Source organism: Microbacterium sp. LEMMJ01, assembly GCF_002114135.1.
Lineage (GTDB): Bacteria > Actinomycetota > Actinomycetes > Actinomycetales > Microbacteriaceae > Microbacterium.
Window position 1 is genome coordinate 391,267 of record NZ_NCTV01000030.1, and the last position, 20,783, is coordinate 412,049.

At 70.9% G+C, this 20,783-nt stretch carries 19 protein-coding genes and 1 tRNA gene; 7 read left to right on the forward strand and 13 right to left on the reverse strand.

The window, feature by feature from the left end; all coding sequences use genetic code 11:
- Positions 1-34: 34 nt before the first annotated feature.
- From B7W94_RS10800 to B7W94_RS10815, 4 genes are read right to left on the reverse strand one after another with little or no spacing between them, the layout of a single operon-like run.
- The gene (locus B7W94_RS10800) at positions 35-1,408 is read right to left on the reverse strand and encodes an FAD-dependent oxidoreductase (RefSeq protein ID WP_062632898.1); all 1,374 of its coding nucleotides are present in this window, start codon (positions 1,406-1,408) and stop codon (positions 35-37) included.
- A 56-nt stretch (positions 1,409-1,464) separates the two neighbouring features.
- A complete protein-coding gene (locus B7W94_RS10805) occupies positions 1,465-2,526 on the reverse strand; it encodes a polyprenyl synthetase family protein (protein ID WP_062632900.1) in 1,062 nt (353 codons plus the stop codon).
- A 43-nt stretch (positions 2,527-2,569) separates the two neighbouring features.
- Positions 2,570-3,289, reverse strand: coding sequence for a class I SAM-dependent methyltransferase (locus B7W94_RS10810; protein WP_085606398.1), 720 nt, complete (start codon positions 3,287-3,289; stop codon positions 2,570-2,572).
- Positions 3,286-3,849, reverse strand: coding sequence for a DUF402 domain-containing protein (locus B7W94_RS10815; RefSeq protein WP_085606400.1), 564 nt, complete (start codon positions 3,847-3,849; stop codon positions 3,286-3,288). Before B7W94_RS10815 ends, B7W94_RS10810 begins: the two co-directional genes overlap by 4 nt.
- 35 nt (positions 3,850-3,884) lie before the next feature.
- Between B7W94_RS10815 and B7W94_RS10820 the strand changes: the two genes are divergently transcribed.
- Positions 3,885-5,138 (forward strand): isochorismate synthase, encoded by a 1,254-nt coding sequence (locus B7W94_RS10820; protein ID WP_085606402.1) that lies wholly within the window; start codon positions 3,885-3,887, stop codon positions 5,136-5,138.
- A gap of 10 nt (positions 5,139-5,148) precedes the next feature.
- Here B7W94_RS10820 and B7W94_RS10825 read toward each other — a convergent pair whose 3' ends face one another.
- From B7W94_RS10825 to B7W94_RS10835, 3 genes are read right to left on the reverse strand one after another with little or no spacing between them, the layout of a single operon-like run.
- A complete protein-coding gene (locus tag B7W94_RS10825) occupies positions 5,149-5,991 on the reverse strand; it encodes a polyphosphate kinase 2 family protein (protein WP_085606404.1) in 843 nt (280 codons plus the stop codon).
- Positions 5,992-6,007: 16 nt separating this feature from the next.
- Positions 6,008-7,657, reverse strand: coding sequence for a 2-succinyl-5-enolpyruvyl-6-hydroxy-3-cyclohexene-1-carboxylic-acid synthase (menD, locus tag B7W94_RS10830; RefSeq protein ID WP_085606506.1), 1,650 nt, complete (start codon positions 7,655-7,657; stop codon positions 6,008-6,010).
- Between the two features lie 14 nt (positions 7,658-7,671).
- Positions 7,672-8,022: a PLD nuclease N-terminal domain-containing protein gene (locus B7W94_RS10835; RefSeq protein WP_025102432.1), complete on the reverse strand. Its 351-nt coding sequence runs from the start codon at positions 8,020-8,022 to the stop codon at positions 7,672-7,674.
- 74 nt (positions 8,023-8,096) lie between these two features.
- Here B7W94_RS10835 and B7W94_RS10840 point away from each other — a divergent pair, with 74 nt between their 5' ends.
- From B7W94_RS10840 to B7W94_RS10855, 4 genes are all read left to right on the forward strand, one after another.
- Positions 8,097-8,516 (forward strand): hypothetical protein, encoded by a 420-nt coding sequence (locus B7W94_RS10840; protein ID WP_085606406.1) that lies wholly within the window; start codon positions 8,097-8,099, stop codon positions 8,514-8,516.
- A 64-nt stretch (positions 8,517-8,580) separates the two neighbouring features.
- Positions 8,581-9,234 (forward strand): DsbA family protein, encoded by a 654-nt coding sequence (locus tag B7W94_RS10845; RefSeq protein ID WP_062765287.1) that lies wholly within the window; start codon positions 8,581-8,583, stop codon positions 9,232-9,234.
- Positions 9,235-9,283: 49 nt separating this feature from the next.
- The gene (locus tag B7W94_RS10850; protein WP_085606408.1) at positions 9,284-11,362 is read left to right on the forward strand and encodes a bifunctional lysylphosphatidylglycerol flippase/synthetase MprF; all 2,079 of its coding nucleotides are present in this window, start codon (positions 9,284-9,286) and stop codon (positions 11,360-11,362) included.
- A gap of 402 nt (positions 11,363-11,764) precedes the next feature.
- A complete protein-coding gene (locus B7W94_RS10855; RefSeq protein ID WP_085606410.1) occupies positions 11,765-13,585 on the forward strand; it encodes an RNA-directed DNA polymerase in 1,821 nt (606 codons plus the stop codon).
- Between the two features lie 58 nt (positions 13,586-13,643).
- Here B7W94_RS10855 and B7W94_RS10860 read toward each other — a convergent pair whose 3' ends face one another.
- On the reverse strand, positions 13,644-14,927 hold the full coding sequence (locus B7W94_RS10860; protein ID WP_253247427.1) for an MFS transporter: 1,284 nt from the start codon (positions 14,925-14,927) through the stop codon (positions 13,644-13,646).
- Positions 14,928-14,997: 70 nt separating this feature from the next.
- Between B7W94_RS10860 and B7W94_RS10865 the strand changes: the two genes are divergently transcribed.
- Positions 14,998-15,663 carry a TetR/AcrR family transcriptional regulator gene (locus tag B7W94_RS10865; RefSeq protein ID WP_062765296.1) on the forward strand — a complete coding sequence of 222 codons (666 nt, stop codon included), beginning with the start codon at positions 14,998-15,000 and terminating at the stop codon, positions 15,661-15,663.
- On the opposite strand, the gene arfB is transcribed toward B7W94_RS10865, so the two are convergent.
- Together arfB and B7W94_RS18125 are read right to left on the reverse strand one after the other, a co-directional pair.
- Entirely contained in the window at positions 15,629-16,069 is a 441-nt protein-coding gene (gene arfB, locus B7W94_RS10870) for an alternative ribosome rescue aminoacyl-tRNA hydrolase ArfB (RefSeq protein WP_085606413.1), read from the reverse strand. The two genes, B7W94_RS10865 and arfB, sit on opposite strands and share 35 nt — an antisense overlap.
- Before the next feature lie 41 nt (positions 16,070-16,110).
- Positions 16,111-16,186, reverse strand: a tRNA-Met gene (locus B7W94_RS18125).
- A 220-nt stretch (positions 16,187-16,406) separates the two neighbouring features.
- Here B7W94_RS18125 and B7W94_RS10875 point away from each other — a divergent pair.
- On the forward strand, positions 16,407-17,234 hold the full coding sequence (locus tag B7W94_RS10875; RefSeq protein WP_085606508.1) for an SDR family oxidoreductase: 828 nt from the start codon (positions 16,407-16,409) through the stop codon (positions 17,232-17,234).
- A gap of 18 nt (positions 17,235-17,252) precedes the next feature.
- Here the strand turns inward: B7W94_RS10875 and B7W94_RS10880 are convergent, their stop codons facing one another.
- From B7W94_RS10880 to B7W94_RS18270, 3 genes are all read right to left on the reverse strand, one after another.
- The gene (locus B7W94_RS10880) at positions 17,253-18,659 is read right to left on the reverse strand and encodes a DUF6716 putative glycosyltransferase (RefSeq protein WP_085606415.1); all 1,407 of its coding nucleotides are present in this window, start codon (positions 18,657-18,659) and stop codon (positions 17,253-17,255) included.
- Complete coding sequence (locus B7W94_RS18265) at positions 18,656-19,528, reverse strand: N-acetylneuraminate synthase family protein (RefSeq protein ID WP_216353893.1); 873 nt, start codon at positions 19,526-19,528, stop codon at positions 18,656-18,658. Before B7W94_RS18265 ends, B7W94_RS10880 begins: the two co-directional genes overlap by 4 nt.
- 93 nt (positions 19,529-19,621) lie before the next feature.
- A complete protein-coding gene (locus B7W94_RS18270; RefSeq protein ID WP_216353894.1) occupies positions 19,622-20,782 on the reverse strand; it encodes an acylneuraminate cytidylyltransferase in 1,161 nt (386 codons plus the stop codon).
- Position 20,783 lies beyond the last annotated feature (1 nt).

A 20,783-nucleotide genomic window follows, 5' to 3' on the forward strand; every position in this document is an offset into this window, starting at 1 on the left:
CGGCGCCGGGAGCACGCCCCGGCGCCGAGACGACTCACTCGCCGCGGGAGACGCGCACCATCTCCTCACGCGGGACGACCTTCACGCGCGCCCGCTCCTGGGGCGCGCCGAGGCTGATCTCGTGCTCGTCGAGGCGGTGCCAGCCGTCCAGGTCGGTCCAGGCGACGCCGCGCTCGGCGAGCAGTGCCGGGATGGCCTCCTCGGACGGGTCTTCCGGGTGCCACCACGAGCCCTGGTCGTTGATCAGGTGACGGACGGTCTCCATGGCGTCGGACTTCGTGTGGCCGATGAGGCCGACCGGGCCGCGCTTGATCCAGCCGGTCGCGTACACGCCGGGGACGCGGTCGTTGGAGTCCTTCGCGAGCACCTGGCCCTCGTGGTTCGGGATGACGCCGTGCTTCTTGTCGAAGGGGACGCCCGGCAGCGGCGAGCCGAAGTAGCCGATCGCGCGATACAGCGCCTGCACGGGTACCTCGCGCAGCTCACCGGTGCCGACCGCACCGCCCTGGCCGTCCGGCTGGGTGCGCTCGTACACGAGGGCCGCGACACGGCCGTTCTCGTCGGTGCGCACCTCGACCGGGCGCGCCCAGAAGTGCAGGTGCAGGCGGCGCGAGGCGGTGCCGCCGGCGTTGTTGACGGAGTCGCGCTTGCGCCAGGACTGCAGGATGCGGTCGATGACCATGACCTGCTTGTTGCTCGCGACCGCGTCCTTCGAGGCCTCGTCGTAGTCGAAGTCCTCGTCGTAGACGACCATGTCGACGTCGCGCAGCTCTCCCAGCTCGCGGAGCTCCAGCGGCGTGAACTTCACCTGGGCCGGCCCGCGGCGGCCGAACACGTGCACGTCCGTGACGGCGCTCGCCTTGAGCCCCTCGTACACGTTCTCGGGGACCTCGGTGACGAGGAGGTCCTCCGCGTGCTTCGCGAGCATGCGGGAGACGTCGAGGGCGACGTTGCCGTTGCCGAGGACCGCCACCGACGCGGCGTCCAGCGGCCACTCGCGCGGCACGTCGGGGTGGCCGTCGAACCAGCTCACGTAGTCGGCGGCGCCGTAGGAGCCCACCGCGTCGATGCCGGGGATGTCCAGCGACGTGTCACGGATCGCCCCGGTGGCGAAGATGACCGCGTTGTAGTGCTTCTTGAGGTCGTCAAGGGTGATGTCCTCGCCGAACCGGACGTTGCCGAAGAGGCGGATGTCGCCACGGTCGAGCACGTCGCGCAGAGCGGTGATGATGCCCTTGATGCGGGGGTGGTCGGGGGCGACGCCGTACCGGACGAGCCCGTACGGGGCCGGAAGCTGCTCGAACAGGTCGATGGACACGTCGAACTTGCGCTCGGCCTTCAACAGGATGTCCGCGGCGTAGATGCCCGCGGGGCCGGCGCCGACGATGGCCAGTCTCAGCTTGGTCATGGAGGTCCTTTCGTGTGCCGTCGCGGCGGACACCCGGGCCCGGGGCCCGTGTGGTGTCAGCTGGAGCGCTCGGCGAGGGTCTCGGCGAATCGGGTGAGCGCTTCGCGCACGGTGCCGCGCGGAAGGGCGGTGAGGGCGTCGATCGCCTCCTGCGTCCACGCGTGGGCGAGCTCGAGGGTCTTCTGGGTGACGGCGTGGTCGCGGAGCTCGTCCAGCGGTCCGTCGAGGATCGCCGGGTCAGCGCCGTCGGCGATGAGGGCCACGCCGTCGTCGATACGGGCGGCGAGATCGGCCGCCGCCGCATCCCCTTCCGCCTTGAGCAGCAGATACGGCATGGTGGGCACGCCCGCGCGCAGGTCGGTGCCGGGGACCTTGCCCGTCTCCTCGGGCTTGGCCGACAGGTCGATCACGTCGTCGAGGAGCTGGAAGGCGACGCCGATCTTCTCGCCGTAGACGCGCAGCGGCTCCTCGTACTCCGCCGGGGCGTTCGAGAAGATCACGCCGCCCTGGGTGGCCGCCGCGATCAGCGAACCGGTCTTGTCCGCGAGCACCTGGATGTAGAACGCGATCGGGTCGTCGTCCGGCTGCGGACCGAGGGTCTCGTGCATCTGCCCGAGGACGAGGCGCTCGAACGTGTCGGCCTGGAGCCGGATGGCGCGCTCGCCGAGCCGCGACATGAGCTGGCTGGCGCGCGAGAAGAGGATGTCGCCGGTGAGGATGGCGATGTTGTTGCCCCACACCGTCTGCGCGGCGGGGACACCGCGGCGGCGGTCCGCGCCGTCCATGACGTCGTCGTGATACAGCGAGCCGAGGTGCGTGATCTCCAGCGCCTTCGCGACGTCGATCACCTCTCGGGTGTTGCCGTCGCCGAGCTGGGCCGCGAGCAGCGTGAGGACGGGGCGGATGCGCTTGCCGCCGGCCTCGTACAGATAGCGGCTGGCGGCGTCGGCGAGGGGGTCGGCGACACGCACGTCGTCCGCGAGCCCGGTCTCGACCAGCTCCAGTCCGTCTTCGATGGTGCGGGCGATGCGACGCGCGGCGGGACCGACGAAGACGCGATCGCTGAAGCCGAGACGGCTCGCGAGTCGCGAACCCGGGGCGCTGGGGCTCGAAGTCACGCTCCCAGCCTACCTGCGTCGGGTGCCGCCGTTCGCGCCGTGCTCACGCGGGCTTGCGCGCCCGGTGCAGGGCCACGATGCCGAAGGTGAGGTTGCGGTAGGCGACATCCTGCCAGCCGGCCTCCCTGATCCATTCGGACAGCCGCTTCTGGTCGGGCCAGTCGCGGATCGACTCGTTCAGATAGTCGTAGGCGTCGCCGTTCGTTCCGGCGACCCGGGCCACGCGCGGGAGCACCTGCGCGTTGTAGAACCGGTAGGCCCCGCGGAACAGCTTCCCCGGAGGCGTGGAGAACTCGTTGATGACGAGGCGGCCGCCCGGCTTGGTCACCCGGTAGAGCTCGCGCAGCGCCTTCTTCGGGTCGTTCACGTTGCGCAGCGCGTACGACATCGTCACCGCGTCGAACTCCTGGTCCGCGAACGGCAGGGCGGTGGCATCCGCCTGCACGAAGGAGAGGTTGCGCATCGCTCCATGGCGACGCTGCCCCTCGGCGAGCATGCCGGGCGAGAAGTCCGCCGCGACGACCTGCGCGCCGCTGCGGGCGAGGGAGGCGGAGGAGGATGCCGTGCCCGCTCCGAGATCGAGGATGCGCTCCCCCGGCTTCGGGGCGACGGCGCGGGTGGTCGCGGCCCGCCACAGCGCGTCGTTGCCGAACGTCATCGCGGTGTTCGTGCGGTCATACCCGGCGGCGACCTGGTCGAACATGCCGCTGACGCGGGCGGGGTCCTTGCCGAGATCGGCGCGGTTCTTGTCGTTCGCGGTCACGCGTCCAGTCTAGGCGCGAGGTCCAGCGCTTCGAGTCGGTCCAGCCAGGGATCGGCCGTGGCGTCGTCGAACGGCGCCGTGCGTTCCCTGACCCTCGTCTCGAGGTCGAGCGCCAGCTCCTCCAGATGCCGCATGACGGGGGCCGGGTAGCCGTAGCGGGCGCTGTGCTCCGCCCACTCGTCGCGGTCGTCGACCCAGGTGCCGCGCTCGCCCTCCACACGGACGACGTCGAGGTCCATGTCGATGCCCGTCGCGAGCAGCGGGTCGTCCGACCACCGCACGTCCCACCCGAGATCGATGTAGACACGCATCCCCCGGGGGTGCCGGCGATTGACGGTGAGCGCGAAGTCGGCGCTCGGCGGGACAAGGGTGACGTTCGGCGTGGCCGCGTGGAACTCCGCCCCCGGGCGGGCGCTGTGCCAGCCGGTGGGCTGCCCCATCCAGTCGCCCCACCGGTCGGCACCGAGGTACACGCACTCGTGGCGCCAGTGCGGCGACCCGTCCCACTTGCGCCACTGGAAGATCATCTCGGCACCGGCTGCGGGACGCGCATCGCTCATCCGCCCACCCTACGTCCGCGGAATAGGCTGGAGTCGTGCAGCACACCCCCCTGGTCGTGGAGACCCGAGAGATCGATCCGGTCGAAGACCTCCTCTCCTTCGCGGACCCCGCCCGCCCGCTCGCCTGGTTCCGCCGCGGCGACGGGATCGTGGCGGTGGGTGATCCGGTCGCCGAGCTCCGCCCGTCGGCCGAGGAGGGGCGCACCCGCGCCGAGACCCTCGCGGCGCTCTGGCAGGGGCTCGCGGCGGCGGCCGAGGTCTCCGATCCGCTGCGTCTCCCCGGAACCGGACTCGTCGCGTTCGGGGCCTTCACCTTCGACGAGGACTCGCGCGCCGACAGCGTGCTCGTCATCCCGTCGCGGATCCTCGGCCGCCACGGCGACCGCTTCTGGGAGACCCGCATCCACCGCTCCGACGACGAGCGTGCGCCGGGTGCCGTCGAGGCCGCGGAGTACGGACCGCACTGGGCGGGCACCGTGGGCCCCGGAGCGCAGAGCCCCCAGGGCTACCAGGACGCCGTGCGGGGCGCGCTGGCGCGCATCGCGGACGGCGAGCTCAGCAAGGTGGTCCTCGCCCGCGACCTCCAGGGCACCATCCCCGCGGGCTCCGACCTGCGGCGACTCGTCCGCGCGCTGGCCACCGGATACCCGGACACCTGGGTCTTCGCGGTCGACGGACTGATCGGCGCGAGCCCGGAGACCCTCGTCACGGTGCAGGACCGGACGGTGACCGCTCGTGTGCTGGCCGGAACGATCGGGCGCGGGGCCGACGCCGACGCGGACACCGCCGCCTCCGCGCACCTCGCCTCCAGCACCAAGGACCTCGACGAGCACCAGTACGCCGTGCAGAGCGTGCTCGCGTCCCTCCGCCCGTACACCAGGGCCCTGGCGGCGAGCGAGCAGCCCTTCCTGCTCAAGCTGCCCAACCTCTTCCACCTCGCGACCGATGTGGAAGGCGAGCTGGAGAACGGCCGCTCGGCCCTCGACCTCGTGCGCGCACTCCACCCGACCGCGGCCGTCGCCGGCACCCCGACACCGACGGCCATCGCCGCCATCCGGGAGCTCGAACCGTTCGACCGCGAGCGCTACGCCGGACCGGTCGGCTGGGTCGACGCGGACGGCAACGGCGAGTGGGCCATCGCCCTGCGGTGCGCGCAATTCACGACGACGGACGACGCGATCGCGGTCACCGCCTACGCCGGGGCCGGGATCGTCGCCGGATCCGATCCCGAGAGCGAGCTCCTCGAGACCCGGGTGAAGTTCCGCCCGCTCGTCGACGCGCTGGCCTGAGCCCCCCCGGTCAGCTCGCGGCGAGGCGCTTCTTCTCGGCCTCGACGTCGAAGTCGGCGACCGGCCACTGCGGATCGATGTCCTCGAGGGCGGCCAGCAGCAGTTCCTGCACGGCCAGCCGCGCGTACCACTTCGCGTTCGCCGGCACGACGTACCAGGGCGCAGCCTCGGTCGACGTGCGATCGAAGACGGTCTGGTACGCCTCCATGTACTGCGGCCACAGCATCCGCTCGTCGACGTCGCCCGGGTTGTACTTCCAGTGCTTGTCCGGGCGCTCCAGGCGCTCCATCAGCCGCGCCTTCTGCTCCTCCGGGGAGATGTGCAGCATGACCTTGACGATGCGGACGCCGGACGCCGCGACGCGCTCCTCGAACGCGTTGATCGCGTCGTAGCGCCGCTCGATCTCGGGGGCGTCGGCGAGCTGCCGCACCCGTCCGATGAGCACGTCCTCATAGTGCGAGCGGTCGAAGACCCCGATGAACCCGGGCTCCGGCAGCCTCTTCTCGACGCGCCACAGGAAGTCGTGCTGCCGCTCCTCCGCCGTCGGCGCCTTGAACGCGGCGAGCGCGACGCCCTGCGGATCGACGCCCCCGACCACGTGCCGGACGATGCCGCCCTTGCCTGCGGAGTCCATCGCCTGCAGGACGAGCAGCACCGCGTCCTGCGCCGTGCCCACCCGACTCTCGGCGAACAGCCGCTCCTGCAGGTCGTTCAGGCGTTCGAGACCGGCTTCGAGGTCGGCCGTGCCGCGGGACTTGCCGTGGTCGTAGCCGGGCTTGCTGTCGGGATCGACATCGGCCAGGCGGAAGCCGGGCCGCACCCGCAGGTTCTGCGTCCAGGTGTGCGCGTTCATACGCACATGATGCCAGTCACCGCGGCAGCGGCACCTCGATGATCTGGCGACCGCCACGCGGCGTCGTCAGCGCCTGGTCGAGAGCGGTCCGCGTGGTGACCCGCTGATACTCCCAGCCGTAGGCGAGCGCGAGGTGCTCCAGGCGCACCCCGTGCGGGGTGTAGAACACGCGATCGAGGTGCGCGGCCGGCGCGGTGCCCGCCACCTCCAGGCCGTCGAAGATCGTGCCGCCGCCGTCGTTGCCGACGATGACCTGGAGCCGCGGCTCCGTCTCGTCGCTCGGGAACAGCAGCGCACCGACGTCGTGGAGGAACGCGAGGTCGCCGAGCAGCACCCGGGTCACGCCCGGAGCCCCGGCGGCCTGGCTGGCGACGGCGATGCCCGTGGCGGTGGCGATCGTGCCGTCGATCCCGGCGAGACCGCGGTTGGCGTGCACGGGGACCTTCTTGCCGCCGAGCACCTCGTCGGCGACGCGGACCAGGCGGGACGACCCGAAGACGAGACGGTCGTGCGGCCAGGTGGCCCGCCACACCGCATCCACGAGGCGCTCCCGGTCGAGCGGGCGCCGCACGGCGTCGAGTTCCGCGCGCACGGCGTCACGACGGGCGGCGAAGTCGGTGGAGGAGAGCCCCTCGGTGTCCGGGGCGTTCTCGCTGAGATCCACGGCCTCGTCGGCGGCGGCCCGCATCCACGCGCCGAGCCACTCCCGGTCGGTCTCCCCCTGGGCGACCGTGACGGCCGCGACGGCGCGCGTGCGGTGATTCAGATTCAGCTCCTCGCCGCCCTTGCGGACCGCGATCACCTCCACGTCCGCGCGGGACAGCAGCCGTGCGGCCTCGCGGCTGAGCGTCGGGTGTCCGAGCACGACCACCCGTTCGATGCGTCCGCCGAGGTCGTCGCGGGACAGCAGCCGGCGATACCCGTGCACCACCTGGCGTCCGAAGCGTGCGCCGCTGACGATCTCCGCAATGAGCGGCCACCCGCCGGCATGGGCGATCTCCTCCGCCGCGGCACCCGCATCGGCGCCCGCGAGGACCACTGTGCGCGGCCCGCGCTCCAGCGCGAACGCCTCCGGCTCCGGCAGGCGCGGCGCCTCCCCCGGCGTCAGCGTCCGTGCCGGCATCGCGCCCGACAGCGGTTCCCGGGACGGCAGGTTCAGGTGCACGGGGCCGGCGACGCCGGGAAGCCCGGACGCGGGTTCCGCCGCCCCGAGCGCGAGGGCGACCACGCGCGGGGCGAGGCCGTCCCACTCGCCGTCTCCGGGAACGGGCGCGTCGATCTGCGCCCGGACCCAGGGGTGGAACAGACCCTCCTGGATGGTCGCCTGATTCGCACCGACTCCCCGCAGCTCGGGAGGCCGATCGGCGGTGAGCAGCAGCAGCGGCACCCCGGAGTGGAAGGCCTCCATCGTGGCCGGGAGGAGGTTCGCGACAGCCGTGCCGCTGGTGCACACGAGCGCGACGGGGACCCGGGTCTCCCGTGCGATGCCCAGGGCGGTGAACCCGGCGACCCGCTCGTCGATCCGCACGTGCACGCGCAGCGCGCCCTCGTCGGCGAAGGCCGCCGCGGCGAGCGCGAGAGCCTGCGACCGCGAGCCGGGTGACAGCACGACATCACGGACGCCGTGGGACACGAGGTCGGCGAACAGGGAGGCCGCGGCCTCCATCGCCGGCGACGACGTCACGGGCGCGGATCCGCGGCGGGCGGCTCGTCGGTCTCCTCGTCGAGCCGCGCGAGCTCCTCCTCGAGACGACGGATGCGGGCGTCCTGCTCCGCCTTGCTGATGCTGCGCAGGAACGCGGGGTCGTCGTCGGGAGCGACGGTGCGCGGCACGCCCTGGTCGTTCGCCCGGCGACGGCCGATGACGAACCAGAGGATCCCGCCGATGACGGGGATGAGGACGACGATGGCGACCCAGGCGGCCTTGGGCACGCCCCGGTGCCGCGTCGCCGGCTGCACGGCACAGTCGACGATGCTGTACACCCAGAACACGGCGGCGAGGAAGCCGCCGACGATCAGTAGTCTCGCCACCCCTCCAGTGTAGGCATGTCGGGGTCGGACGGGCCCGGGGCGGGCAAAGCGTCCGTTGCTAGACTGCGCGGGACATGCCGCCCCTCGCCCCCGTCCCGACGCCGCGAGCGCGCGCCGAGCGGGTCCTGCGGAGCCGGATCGTCATCGCCGTCGGCCTCGCGCTCCTGCTCGTCGTCGGCGCCTGGTCGGCCTCGCACGGGACGGCGGATGCGCACGCGACCCTGTGCCTCGCCCCCGGCGTCTCGCAGCCGATCGACACCCCGGCTGCGGGACCGGTCACCGAGGTCCCACCGGCGGATCCGGCCGCCGCGGCGGCGTGCGCGGCGGCAGCTCTCTGCTGCGTCGCCCTCGTCCTTCTCTTCCGGCACCTGCGCACCAGAAGCGGCCTGCGGTTCCGCGATCTCCTCCCCCGGGCGACCACACGGTTCCGCGCCGGCCCCCGCCCGTTCCTGCCCGCGGTCTCGCTCATCCAGCTCTCCATCTCCCGCACCTGATCCGACGCCGGCTCCGGCCGCCTCCGCGGCACCCCTCGTCGTATCACCCGTGTTTGGAGACCCCATGAAGACCCCCGTCAAGGCGACCCTCATCGCCGTCGCCGTCGCCGTCGTGCTGCTCGTCGTCGGCATCGTCTATGCCCTCAGCCAGCAGCCCGCGCAGCCCGACCCCGAGGCCGGCGAGAAGCTGCCCACCGTCCGCACCGACTCCCACGTGCTCGACGAGGGCGGCCCCGACGCCGTCACGGTCGTCGAGTTCCTCGACTTCGAGTGCGAGGCCTGCGGCGCGTTCTACCCGATCGTGGAGGAGTTGCGCGCCACCTACGACGGCGACATCCGGTACGTCACCCGGTACTTCCCCCTGCCCGGGCACGTGAACTCGACCCAGGCCGCGCTGGCCGCCGAGGCCGCCGCGCAGCAGGGCCGCTACGAGGACATGTTTCACCGCCTGTTCGAGACGCAGACGCAGTGGGGCGAGCAGTCGACGGAGACGCCGGAGGTGTTCCGTGCGTTCGCCGAGGAGCTCGGGCTCGACCTGGCCGCGTACGACGCCGCGGTCGCGGATCCGGCGACCCTCGCCCGTGTGCAGCAGGACAAGCGCGACGGCGAGCGGCTGGGCGTGAGCAGCACCCCGACCTTCTTCGTCGACGGCGAGAAGGTCGAGCTCGTCGAGTGGAACGACCTGGAGGAGGCGATCGCCGCGGCCGTCGCCGAGTGATCCGGTCGGTGGGGTCGCCGTACGGCGGCCCCACCTCTACGCTGAGCGCATGACCTCGGAGCGCCCCTCGTCGGCCCGCCTCCTGTTCGGGGCCCTGCGGACCACGCCGGCGACGCTGACGATGATCGGTCTCGTGCTGCTCACGGGCGTGGTCTGGCAGGGGCTGTGGCGGCCGTTCGAGGACTCGGCCCTCTTCCCCGCCGTCGCCTACGGGCTGCCGAGCCTGGCTGAGGGCAAGTGGTGGACGCCGGTCACGGGGACGTTCTTCGTCAACCAGCCCTGGGTGTACCTCTTCACCATCGCCGGGTTCTGGGGTATGGGCTACCTGGAGCACCGCCGCGGCACCCGGGTCGCCCTCGCCTACTTCACGGTCGGACAGCTCTTCGCGATCTTCGCGACGGCTCTGTTCCTGCTGCTGGTGTCGCAGCTGCCGTGGGCGTGGGCGCAGACCCAGGCGCAGGCCCTCGACGTCGGCGCGTCCGGCGGCACCATGGCGTGCATCGCCGCCGCCGTCGGGCTGTTCCGTCCGCCGTGGCGGGTGCGCGCGTGGCTGGTGCTCCTCGGATTCGTGTTCGTCGCGATGATGTTCTGGGGAAAGCTCGCCGACCTGGAGCATCTGTTCGCGGTGCTGCTCATCCTCTTCGTCGACCGGAGCCTGCGCGTGCGGCGCACGACGGTCCGGGAGCAGCGGCTGATCGCCGTGATGGCCGTGCTCACGCTCGTGGCCATCGAGATCATCACGGTCCTCGTGCCGACCGATGGCCCGTTCGGCCCCACGGACCCGGCGTCGGGCGGATTCATCGACACGGCGATCGACGTCGCGGTGATCCTGGTCATCGCGAACGGCCTGCGGCGCGGTCGCCGCTGGGCGTGGGTCGTCGCCGTCATCCTCGGACCTCTCAACGTGCTGGCCGCCACCCTCGTGCTGGTCCTCATCATCCTCACGAGCGAAGCACAGCTCGAGATGGTGATCGACGCGGAGACCGAGCTCACGCTTGCCACGGGCGTGCTCTGGGCTCTCGTGCTCGTGTATCTCGTCGCGGTGCGGCGGGCGTTCCGCGCACGGCGCACGACGGCTCTGGGCCGGCAGCCCGCCCCGACCGCAGACGAACTCCGGCGCGAACTGCGGGCGCACGGCGGGGGCACCCTGTCCTGGATGACGACCTGGGAGGGCAACGGCTACGCCCGCGTGGACGGCGGGATCGTGGCCTATCAGCGCCGCAACGGCGTCGCCCTGGCCCTCGCCGACCCGATCGGGCCGGCGGAGTCCCGTGCGGCGGCGGTGCGCGACTTCATCCGCACGGCCGAGGACGCCGGACTCGTGCCGTGCTTCTTCAGCGCGGACGAGGCGACGAGGTCGGCGGTCCCGGAGACCTGGCGCAGCCTGGTGGTGGCGGACGACACGATCGTCGACCTCCCGGGTCTCACCTTCACCGGCAAGCGCTGGCAACCGGTGCGCACCTCCCTCAACCGGGCGGGGCGGGAGCAGATGACCTTCCGGCTCACCCACCTCGCCGCGGAGACCTGGGGCCTGCGGCAGCAGCTCCGCGCGATCTCGGAGGCGTGGGTCGGCGACAAGGACCTTCCGGAGATGCGGTTCACGCTGGGGACCCTGGAGGAGGCGGAGGACCCCGAGGTCCGCCTCGCGCTCGCGATCGCTCCGAACGGCGACGTCGACGGCTTCCTCTCCTGGCTGCCCGTGTACGGGGAGGGCGGGGTGGTGCGCGGCTGGACCCTCGACCTCATGCGACGCCGCGAGGGCGGTTTCGGACCGGTGATGGAGTACCTGATCGGCGCCTCCGCCCAGCAGTTCTCGGAGGAGGGCGCCGAGATCATGTCGCTCTCCGGCGCTCCGCTCGCGCACGACTACCCGCCGGACGCGGGCGTGATCGCCGCGTTGAGCGAGCGTCTCGCCGACGCGCTCGAGCCCGTCTACGGCTTCCGCTCGCTGCACCGTTTCAAGGAGAAGTTCCACCCCCGCTACGAGACCCTCTACCTCCTCTTCCGCGACGAGAGCGACCTCACCCGTATCGGCGGAGCCCTCACCCGGGCCTTCCTCCCCGATGCCACGCTGCGGCAGTTCGCCGGGGCGGGGGTGGAGCTCGTCCGCGGCAGCGAAAAAAACTGATCAGCAGGTCGCACCGTTCGCTACGTTGGTGTCTGATGACGCTCTTCAGGAACATGCGACGCGACGGCGACCGTCCGCTACTCGGTCCGAAAGGGCTGCACATTCGACGGGGAGTGGACGTGCCCCAGACCACTGACGACGATGAAGTAACTACCGACGGCGGTGGGCTAAGCACCGCCCCCGGTGATCCGATGCTCCTCCCCGCATACCGGCGCCCTCACTCCTTGGGGGGAACCTCTCCCGATCCAATGTGGTCGATCCGTAGAGAGCAGTTGCCCGCGCACGAGCTAACGAGCAGATACGACTACGAAAGCCATGAGACCATTCTTCCTGCGCGCCCCACTACCCTGAGCGCGTATGAGGAGTCACTCGGGAACACGGTGGCCGAATGGACCCTGACTCATGACTGACCTACTTATCGTCGGGGCGCTCGACAGGTTGCGCGGGCTCGTTGCCGCAAGCGACGCGGCATACCCTGAGCAGATAGCTCAGCAACTCCGCGTGCTGCAGCGGATGGGTCTCTCGAAGCAAGATCTGGTAGTGCATCTGGAACGACTTCGCGCCCAGAACGACGCAACCCACGCAGACGAGCAGGTCGAAGACAACGCTCTTCTCGCGTTGGACGTGGTGGAGGGTCTCACACGATATGGCCTGTCATGGGATGCCGCGGAGAAGGCAGCTACGTGGGTGCCACTGGCACTGGACCGAGAACACTTTGAAGCTGGCTCAAGCCACGCCTTAACGACCAATGATCTGCTTCCTCCGCGATCAGAGGTGAGCGCCGACAACCTCCGCGGATCGTTGGTTAGCAAGTACTGGGAGGAGATTGAGCGTCGAACCTACAAGCCAACAATCGCGGACTTCTTCCGCGCCCCTAAACCCGGTCTGACGACACGCCCCGCCGCTCTCCTGGCGCCTCCGGACCAGTTCGTTTACGAAGGCCTCGCCGAGGCAGTCGCAGATCAGTTGGAAGCAGCCCTTCCAGAGCACGTTGTCTGGCCGCGCGGTCGCGACGCTGGCGGTACGCATACGGACTTCGTTAATGCGCCGACGCTCTGGGACTCGGAGTACGTCCTGCGTACGGACATGGCGAGGTTCTACGAGTCCATTGACCACGCCTACCTGAGCGTCTTGGTTGCGCAGCAATTGAACATTCGGGGCTCCCTACCGATTGCCCTAGAAGCCTTCCTGGACGCAGTGATGCGCACGCATACGGGTCTCCCTCAGGGCCTGAAGGGCAGTGATGTCTTCGCCAGCGCGTATCTCATGGATGTTGATCGCGAACTCGAACGGCGCAATTGGCCGTTCGCACGCTATTCAGACGACATGTTGATCGGCGCTGCTTCCTTCGAAGAGGCTCGGGCTCGCCTCCGCGAACTCGAAGCCATACTCCGTGAGCGGTCGCTGACTCTCGCCGGCGACAAGACGCGGATCATGAAACGTAGCGCGTACCTTTCTGGCCTGACCGCGGAGAACGCTCAGGAATCGTTGCGGGATCGGGTGAGAAATGAGGTGATTCTGTGGTTCAAGGAGAACCCTGAGGAGAGCATGGGGGCCGTCAAACTTCCCGAGCCTGTCAAGTGGGACGTGATGTATCGCGAGTCAATCCCCTGGGAAGAGGTTCTCGACGACGTCTCAGATCAACTGCTCCCGCCTTGGATCCATGCGTACGAATCGATCTTCGATTCCGAGGCAGCGCGGCTCCTCCGGGGAGGACACCCGTTCGCAGAGGACGCTCTCTCGCTGAGCGAGCTCCGAAGTTGCCTGGTGTTCATGACCGCGGGGGCTCAAGTCGCGGGCATCCTCCCCGAAAGCCTGGAGAGCGCGCAGGTAATGCTGGACTGGCAGCCATCGCTTGTACGTGAGGTTTCTGCACTTTTATCTGCCATATCCGGACGGTCGCCGGAAATCGTGCGCGATTTCCTGGCGGCACGGCTGGGCCGAGAGGCAGACAGCGATCTCGAAAGCGCCTGGCTCATGTCGCCCGTAGTTTCGCAGTCGCGGCTCGCCGCGCTGCTGAAGCCGGTTCTAATAGAGATGCTCGGGGACCGTAACAAGCCCCTTTCGGCGGCGGCAGCATTTCAAGCTCTCGAGCATGTGGGGGCCGCGACACTGGGGCGCGACGTTCCCGAACACCTCAGCGCAGCGCTTCGGGCAGAACTATTGCTTTCGCTGGATTGGACAAGCCGAGAAAGGCAATCGCACCCCGAAATCGAAGCCTGAGCGCTCAGAGCCGAAGGTCAGGTTGAGTCGTCACGGAGGAACGATGTCCTGAGTCTTTTCACCTGGTGAAGAGGTCTTCTTCGACAACGGTCTCCTGCCGAGCTTCCGACGCCGGACGCTTCGCGGTGTTCGCGATGTGCGCCCGCGCGACGACGAGTGCGGCGACGACCATGATCCCGACGCCCAGCCAGTACGGCGCGGCATGGCTGACCGCGGTGTAGAGGGCGGCCGCGATCAACGGGGCGATCGTGCCCATCGCGGCGTTGAGGGACTGCGTGGCCCCTCCGAGCCAGCCCTGCTCGTCGTCGCCGACGGCGTTGGACATCGCCCCGTCCATCGCAGCCTGCGCCGCGCCCTGACCGGCGGCGAGCAGGAGCGCCCCGACGATGAAGAGCCACGGCTGGGCGAGCAGCGAGGCCACGATCGCGAGGCCGGCGAGACCGACCGCCTGCGCGGTGATGGCGCTGACGACCACGCCGCGCTCCCCCATCCGCGGCAGCAGGATGCCGAGCAGCACGCCCTGGATGAGGATGTCGATGATGCCCACGCCTGCCGTGAGCAGGCCGATCTGCGTCGGCCCCCACTGGATGGCGTCGAGGGCCAGCACGCTGAAGTTGTTCACGAAGAATCCGAACGGCAGCGCGAGCAGTGCGAACGCGATCATCAGCCCGCGGAGCTCGGGCCGACCGAACGCGGTACGGAACACCCCGAACGGCTGGACGTCGCGGAGAGCGATCCGGGCGATGCGGTTCTCCGGCCGCAGGCTCTCGGGCAGCAGGAAGATGCTGAGGACCGCGATCGTGAGCCCGACCGCCGCGGTGAGGAACACGGGCAGGCGCAGGTCGATCGCGGCGAGCAGACCGCCGATGGCGGGGCCGATCATGGTGCCGATGCCGGTCAGCGCGCCGAGGAGGCCGAAGCGCTGCGCGCGCTTCTCGGGCGGCGTGATGTCGGCCAGGTAGGCGAACAGCGCGGGGAGGTCTCCGGCCGTCAGCCCCTGGATGACACGGGCGAGCACGAGCACCCAGATCGCCCCGCCCGCGCCGAACAGCGCCATCGAGAAGGCCGCGCCGAACGCCGCGACGATGATGACGGGTCGTCGTCCGAACCGGTCGGAGAGCCGCCCCAGGAGCGGTGCGGCGAGGAAGGCGCACAGGCCGTTGACCGCTTCCAGCACGCCGACCCAGAGGGCGAGGTCGTCTTCGTGCGCGACGTACTGCAGCACGACGAACGGCAGGACAGGAAGGACGACGGTCATGCCGATGACCGTGAGCATCGTCAGGACGACGAGCATGACCCAGGCGCGGCCGGCGCCGCGAACGGGGAGATGAGGTGAAGTCATACCGAAAGTGTAGCGATACCAGTTTTGGTGTCAATACAGTTTCGGTTCGGATGCGCGATAAGGTGGCCGCATGACGACGCCCCCACCCCCGGGCCGCCGCGAGCGCAAGAAGGCCGCGACCCGCAAGAACATCTCCGACGTGGCCACCCGGATGTTCCTGGAGCGCGGGTTCGATAACGTGAGCATCCGCGAGGTCGCCGACGCCGCCGACGTTTCCCCCACCACCGTGTTCGCCCACTTCCCGCAGAAGGAGGCTCTCGTCTTCGACGAGGACGACGAGCAGCGCGATCGCCTCGTCTCGGCGGTGCGCGACCGGCCGACCGGCGTGACGATCAATCGGGCCATCCACGACTTCTACGCCGCCGAGGTCGGCGCCAACCTCGACGAGCACGGCGACGACGTGGCCCGCGTCTTCCTGCGCTTCCTCAACGAGACCCCGGCGCTCCGCGACTACGCGTCGAAGATGTGGCTGCGCCATGAGGATGCGCTCGCCGCGGCCATCGCCGACGAGCTCGGCATCCCGACCCCCACTCCCGAGGTCCGGGTGTACGCGCGGTTCGTCCTGCAGATGCAGATCCTCGTCACCGAGAGCGACGACCAGCAGGCGGTGCTCGACGCCGGCTCCGCGCTCCTCGAACACGGCTGGGCCCCGATCGAGGAGCAGCTCACCGGCTCGCGGAGCGCACAGACGGGTCCGGACGTCAGTCCTCGCGGGGGCGCCGCCGCAGGCTCTTGACGTCGGTGCGGCGGTGCTTCGCCGTCAGCCGCCGCTCCTTCGATCCCCGACTCGGCTTCGTCGCCCGTCGGGCCGGCGCCGGCGGACGTATCGCCTCCGCGACGAGCGCGGCGAGCCGTTCCCTGGCTGCTTCCCGATTGCGCAACTGTGCGCGGTGCTCGGACGCGGCGATCGTCAGCACGCCGTCGACCAGCCGTCCGCGGAGCCGCTCCAGGATCCGCTCGCGCTGCGTCGGCGACAGGGCCCCCGAATGCGCCGCATCCCACACCAGCTCGACCCGGGAGTCCGTGGTGTTCACGCCCTGACCGCCAGGCCCCGACGATCGGGAGAACCGCCAGGACAGCTCGGCCTCCGGGATCATCAGACCCGCGGAGACCCGGAGTCCGGGGCGAGGGGCGGAAGGCATGCCTCCATCATCCGGGATGAGCGGCCGAGCATGGGACCGAGTGGACGCGACGGCGGGAGTCGAACCCGCAACGCCTCCGGATATGAGCCGGGGCCCGGGACCGCCCGGATCGCCGCGATGGGGATGACGTTACCCGGCCGTGATCCTCCCCGCCAGGACCGTTGCCTGGGATAACACCATGAGTCGCCGGATGACGAGAACCGCTAGCGTCGCTGCCGCGCGTCGTCAACCGGTTCGACCGCGCCGCGCCGCCCCCGTACCGTCGCTCGCACCGATGACGCCCGAGCAGGAGGCCGACATGTCCGAATCTCAGCACAACGACAAGACCCCGACGCCGATGGCGGAGGCCGGAGAGCCGCAGGCGCGGCTGGAGGCCGAGGCCCGCCGCGCGATCGTGACCGGTGCCGACTCCGGGATCGGTCGTGCCACCGCCGTCGCCCTCGCCGCAGCGGGTATCGACGTCGGCATCACCTGGCACAGTGACGAGGCCGGCGCCCAGGAGACCGCGGACGAGGTGCGCAGCCACGGCGCCCGCGCGGTGGTGACGCAGCTCGATGTCTCCGACATCCCCGCCTGCGGCGACGTGATCGACGGGCTGATCGCAGAGCTCGGCGGCGTCGATGTGTTCGTCAACAACGCGGGTGCCGGACTCCAGACCCCGTTCCTCGACGTCACGCTCGAGGAGTGGAACCGCGTGCTCGACACCGACCTCACCGGCGCGTTCGTCTGCCTGCAGCGGGCGGCCCGGTCGATGGTCGCCGCGGGGCGCGGGGGGCGGCTCATCTCCGTGACCAGCGTGCACGAGCACCAGCCGATGGTGGGGGCGAGCGCGTACGACACCGCCAAGCACGGCCTCGGCGGCCTCATGAAGAACCTCGCGCTCGAGCTCGGCCGGTACGGGATCAGCGCGGTGAGCGTCGCCCCGGGCGAGATCGCGACCCCGATGACCGGGCAGACCGACACCGACCCGCATGGTGAGGACCGCCCCGGCATCCCGCTCGGACGCCCCGGCGACGCGCGCGAGGTGGCCGCCCTGATCGCCTTCCTCGCCTCGCCCGAGGCTGCGTACATCTCCGGCGCCTCGGTCGTGATCGACGGCGGGATGCTCCAGATGGGACCCCAGGCGGGTGCGGCGATCGAGAGCCACGACTGGCGCACGGTCTGAGCGCGGACCGGCTGCGACTCAGCGGCGGATCGAGTCCTGGAACGGGTTCGGTTCGAGCGTGTAGTCCGTGGTCGGGTCGGCCCAGGTGTCCTGACCGCTCGGACGGCGGCCCGACCGCAGCACCGAGAGCGCACGCGCCACGGGCACGCCGGCGGCGAGCGCGAGGCGGCCGGTGAGGGAGCGGTCCGTGCGGCCCAGCACGCTCGCGCGATGCCAGGCCTCATGCCAGGTCCCGCCCCGGGCGGCGGGCACCCGGCGATGCGGAAGGGCCCCCGCCCGCCGCAGCGCCACGAGCTCCTGTACCCGGTCCCACCAGTCCGACTCCGCCTCCGCGTGGAAGTAGTTGTCGCGGAGCCAGGACGGGTGCGGGTGGCGGAATCGGCCGGCGACGACCTCACCCGCGCCGCCCAGCAGACCGCTTCCGATGAAGACCGTGTTGAGCAGGCTCTTGTGCACCCCGAAGCGGTCGAGCGCGATCACGGGGACCCTGTGGGCCAGCGCCTCGACCGCCGCCGTCGAGCTCACCGTGACCAGGCCGGCGGCGGACTCGAGAGCGGTCGCCATCGACGCGTGCGAGAACACGAGGTTCGCCGGGCGGCCACCGGCGAAGAGCCGGGTGTACGGATCACGGTCGAGGTGGGTCTCGGCCTCCCCCGGCCGGGACCGCAGCTTCACGACCACCCGGCGCGACGGGTCGGCCTCCGCGGCGCGCACGAGCAGGGCGGCGATCGCCGCTCGCTGCTCGGGGCGGGCGGGGACGAGGGCCTGCGCGGCGAAGACGAAGTCCGTCGCCCCGGGCCGCCGGAGCGCCGCCGGCGTTGCGGCGACACGACGCTCCGCGAGAGCGACTCCGCCGGTACCCGCGGAGAGGGATCCGGCCGCCCCGGACTCCCGGAGACGGCTGCCGCCCCACCGCTCGCGACCCCGCGCGAAGGGGAGGGTCGCCAGCGCGATCGGCATCTGCACCCCGATGCGTTCGCCGAGCTCGGCGAACGCCCGGCGCTCGCGGTGTGAGTGCACGACCAGCAGGTCGGTGTGTCGCCGGTAGTCGAGCGCCCCGCGCTGTGCGGGGATCGCCATGCCGGGAAGCCCGGAGACGGTCACGGGGCGATGCGGCAGCGCATCGACGACTCGGCCGAGGAGCCGGACGAACGGCCCCCGCCCGGCGAGCAGCACGACGTCAGGGCGCTCGGCCTCGAGCCATCCGGCCACGCGGTCGAGGTCGAGCCGGGTGACGTCGGCGGCGCCGAAGCCGGTGCCCGCCAGTGCCGCATCCTGCTGCGCGCCACTCACCGTCAGCGGTGTGCGCACCAGCAGGAGCTGCGACCGCAGGCCGGGCACGGCCCCCAGCAGCGATGCCGCCCACTTCACGAACGAGTCGGCGTCCGCGATGGCGACCACACGCATCCCGGCGCCGGCGGTCATGCGGGCACGCGGCGGAGCTTCGCCATCGGCGCGCGCTCGCTGTCGAACACGCGCTTGACGCCATCGCCCACCGCGCTCTCGATGACCCGGATGTCGCGGACCAGGTGCTCCAGCCCTCCGGGCTCCAGGGAGGCGGCGTGGTCGGAGCCCCACATCGTCCGGTCCAGCGTGATGTGACGCTCCACGGCGACCGCCCCCATCGCGACCGCGGCGAGCGAGATCTGCAGGCCGCGCTCATGTCCCGAGTACCCGACGGGGATCCCGGGGTAGCGGTCCCGCAGGGTCGCGATCACCCGCAGGTTCGCCTCTTCGGGCTCGAGGGGGTAGGTCGAGGTCGCGTGCATGAGGACGACGCGGTCGGTGCCGAGCGTGTCCAGCGCACGATCGATCTGCTCCATGGTCGACATGCCTGTGGAGAGGATGACCGGCTTCCCGGTCTCCCGCAGCGCGACGAGCAGTTCCGTGTCGGTCAGGCTCGCCGAGGCGACCTTGTGCGCCACGACGTGGAGGTCTTCGAGGAACGCGACGCTCGGCACGTCCCACGGCGAGGCGAACCAGTCCAGGCCCTGCATCGTGGCGTGGTCGCCGATCTCGACGTACTCGTCACGGCCGAACTCCACCCGACGGCGATAGTCGAGGTACGTCATCGTTCCCCACGGCGTCTCCCGCGGCACGTCGCGCATGTGCTCCGGCGTGGAGATCTCGGGCGTGCGCTTCTGGAACTTCACCGCGTCCGCGCCGGCTCGGGCCGCGACGTCGATGAGGCGCTTGGCGATGTCGACGTCGCCGTTGTGGTTGAGGCCGACCTCCGCGATGACATAGGCGGGACGGCCGCCGCCGATCACATGCGATCCGATGCTGACAGTCATGATTCCTCCGGTCGTCGAGCGGTCTTCCACCCCGTCCTTCCTGAGTACGGGCCGTGGGTGAACACCGGCCGACGGGAGGGTTACCGGGGGCGGTCAGCTCGCCAACACCCGCTCGACGAGCTCGCGCACGGCCCCGTCGCCGCCTCGCCTCCCCAGCACGACGCGCGCCTCCGCCCGGACGAGCGGGTGCGCGTCCGCGACGGCGACCGGCCAGCCCACGATCCGCATCGCGGGAAGATCGTTGACGTCATTGCCGAGGTAGGCGACGTCGGCGAGCGCCACATCCTGCTCTCGGGCCCACTGTCGGAGCGCGGACTCCTTGTCGTCGATCCCGTGCAGGACGGGGAGGCGGAGCTTGTCGGCGCGAGCGCGCACCACCGCGTTCACCTCGGTGGAGAGGATGAGCATGGGCACTCCGGCCCGCCGGAGCAGCGCGACACCCATCCCGTCCCCCCGGCTGACCCGCACCCGCTCCCCACCCGTGGCGTCGATGATCGCGGTGTCGTCGGTGTGCACCCCGTCGAAGTCGGTGACCACGGCGCGGGCGGGGATGCGCCCGGGCCGTTCGTGCAGGACGGCGAGGGCCCGCGCGGCCTGGAGCTGAGCGGCGTCATCGATCTCGATCGCCGTCTCCTCGGGCACCGGAGCGATCCCGATCCGCCCGAAGAAGCGGTGTCGATGGGCGCGGAACCCGTCGACGCGGAACACGTAGAAGGCTCCGGTCTCCAGGTAGTGCGGCGCGCGGTCCTGGCGGCGAGGGCGGTGGTCGGCCTCGTGGTTGATCGCGTCGGCGGTACCGTCGGCCCCCCGTCGCCAGAGGAAGCCGTAGGTCTCTACGGCGGAGAAGACGCTGTCCGACCGCCCCCGCCGCACGTCGCCGACGGCACCGGCCAGCGCCGCGCTCGGGAGGAAGGGCGAGGTGGCCTGCAGGAAGGCGACGATCTCGAAGCGCTCGCCGTCGCGCTCCAGGTCATCGAGTGCATGGAGGATCGCCGCCTCCGAGGCCGCAGTGTCTCCGGAGAGCTCGGCCGGGCGCCGGACCACCCGTGCGCCCGCCTCCTCGGCCACCGCGGCGATCTCGTCGTCGTCGGTCGACACGACCACGAGATCGAAGCACGCCGCCGCCCGTGCGGCATGCACGGCCCTGGCCACCAGCGGAACCCCTCCCACACGCTCGAGGTTCTTCCTCGGGATCTGCTTCGACCCGCCCCGCGCGGGGATGATCGCCACCGCCGGCTGCACGCGTTCGTCCATG